General features: G+C 73.9%; 2 protein-coding genes. Both read left to right on the forward strand.

What is annotated here, in order from left to right; translation table 11 throughout:
• The coding region (locus tag ACWEN3_RS45535; protein WP_452984212.1) for a PucR family transcriptional regulator at positions 1-658 on the forward strand (658 nt) is incomplete at its 5' end.
• A gap of 126 nt (positions 659-784) precedes the next feature.
• A complete protein-coding gene (locus ACWEN3_RS45540) occupies positions 785-2230 on the forward strand; it encodes an aldehyde dehydrogenase family protein (RefSeq protein WP_452984214.1) in 1446 nt (481 codons plus the stop codon).
• Positions 2231-2280 lie beyond the last annotated feature (50 nt).

A 2280-nucleotide genomic window follows, 5' to 3' on the forward strand; every position in this document is an offset into this window, starting at 1 on the left:
GCTCCCGGCTGCCGGTGACGAGCCCGCCCGTACCTTCCGTTGGGGCCGACAGCTCACGGAGGCCGTGGAGTCCGCCGCCGCGCGCGCCGGGGAGGCGGTGCTGGTGGTGCCGGAGGGGGAGCGGCTGGTGGTGCTGGCCGCGGACGGGGGTGCGGCGGTGGCGGCCTGCGCAGGGTACGCGGCGGAGTTGGAGGCGGCGCGCGCGCTGCCCGAGCACGCGGCCGCCGACGAGGACGAACTGGTCGCCGGCCTGTCCGCCCCGGCCGGACCGATCGCCGCGGCGTCGGCCTACAAGCAGGCCGAGCAGGCGCTGTCGGTGGCGCGGCGGCGGGGGCGCGTACTGGTGGAGCACGAGCAGTTGGCCGCCGGATCCGTGCTGCCGCTGCTGGCCGACGACGCGGTGAAGGCGTTCGCCGACGGGCTGCTGCGGGCGCTGCACGAGCACGACGCGACCGGGCGCGGCGACCTCGTGGCGTCGCTGCGGGCCTGGCTCTCCCGGCACGGGCAGTGGGACGCGGCGGCCGCGGACCTCGGGGTGCACCGGCACACGCTGCGGTACCGGATGCGCCGGGTCGAGGAGATCCTGGGCCGTTCCCTGGACGACCCCGACGTCCGCATGGAGCTGTGGCTCGCCCTGAAGGCGACCTCCTCCGAGTAGTCCAAACAGTAGTGCGCGCCGCGCCTACTGCTACGACTCGGACAAGCGACCGCCGGCCGCCCCAGCCCTACCGTGGAGCACGAAAGCCAAGCACACCCCCGAACGCGGAAGGGCCGGGACTCGTACATGACTTCCACCATCGCCTTCTGGCTCGCCGGCCGCCAGGTCACCGGCGAGGACACCTTCGACGTCACCTCGCCCTGGGACGGCCGGCTCGTCGGCAAGGTCAGCGTGCCCAGCGACGCCCAGGTCGAGGAGGCCGTGGCCGCCGCGTACGCCGTGCGGGACGAGTTCGCCGCGACCCCGGCGCACGTGCGCGCCGCCGCCCTCGACCACGTCAGCAAGCGCCTCGCCGAGCGCGCCGAGGAGATCGCCCAGCTGATCTCCGCCGAGAACGGCAAGCCCGTCAAGTGGGCCCGCGGCGAGGTCGGCCGTGCCGTCTCCGTGTTCCGGTTCGCCGCCGAAGAGGCCCGCCGGTTCAACGGCGGCGAGGCCCAGCGGCTCGACACCGACGCCGGCGGCCAGGGCCGTCTGGCGCTCACCCGCCGCTTCCCCAAGGGCGTGGTGCTCGGCATCGCGCCGTTCAACTTCCCGCTGAACCTGTGCGCCCACAAGGTCGCCCCGGCGATCGCGGCCGGCGCGCCGATCATCCTCAAGCCGGCCCCGGCCACCCCGCTCTCCGGCCTGATCCTCGGTGACCTGCTCGCCGAGACCGACCTGCCGGCCGGCTCCTGGTCGATCCTGCCGGTCGCCAACGACCGCATGCCCGCCCTCGTCCAGGACGAGCGCCTGCCGGTCATCTCCTTCACCGGTTCCGAGAAGGTCGGTTACGCGATCATGGACTCGGTGCCGCGCAAGCACTGCACCCTGGAGCTGGGCGGCAACGGCGCCGCGGTCGTCCTCGGCGACTACGCCTCCGACGCCGACCTGGACTGGGCCGCCACCCGCATCGCGACCTTCTCCAACTACCAGGGCGGCCAGTCCTGCATCTCGGTGCAGCGCGTGATCGCCGACGCCTCGGTCTACGACCGTCTGCTGCCGCGCGTCGTGGCCGCCGTCGAGGCCCAGGTCACCGGTGACCCGAGCGACGCCAAGACGGACGTCGGCCCGCTCGTCAGCGAGGACGCCGCCAAGCGCGTCGAGTCCTGGGTGAAGGAGGCGGTCGAGGCCGGCGCCACGCTCCTCACCGGCGGTGACCGCGACGGCGCCTCCTACGCGCCGACCGTCCTCACCGACGTCCCGGCGGACGTCACCCTCTCCTGCGAGGAGGTCTTCGGCCCGGTCCTCACCGTGCAGAAGGTGGACGGCGAGGCCGAGGCGTTCGCCGCGGCCAACGACTCCAAGTACGGCCTCCAGACGGGCGTGTTCACCCACGACCTGCAGGTCGCCTTCCGCGCCCACCGCGCCCTCGAGGTCGGCGGTGTCGTGATCGGCGACGTCCCGTCCTACCGCGCCGACCAGATGCCGTACGGCGGCGCCAAGCAGTCCGGCGTGGGCCGCGAAGGCGTGCGGTTCGCGATGGAGGACTACACCTACGAGCGCGTACTGGTTCTCACCGGCCTCGCGCTCTGACCTGCCACGGACAGGTCAGCCGGAACGGCCGCAGCCCACTGTGCGGGGGC

The organism is Streptomyces sp. NPDC004561, from assembly GCF_053602155.1.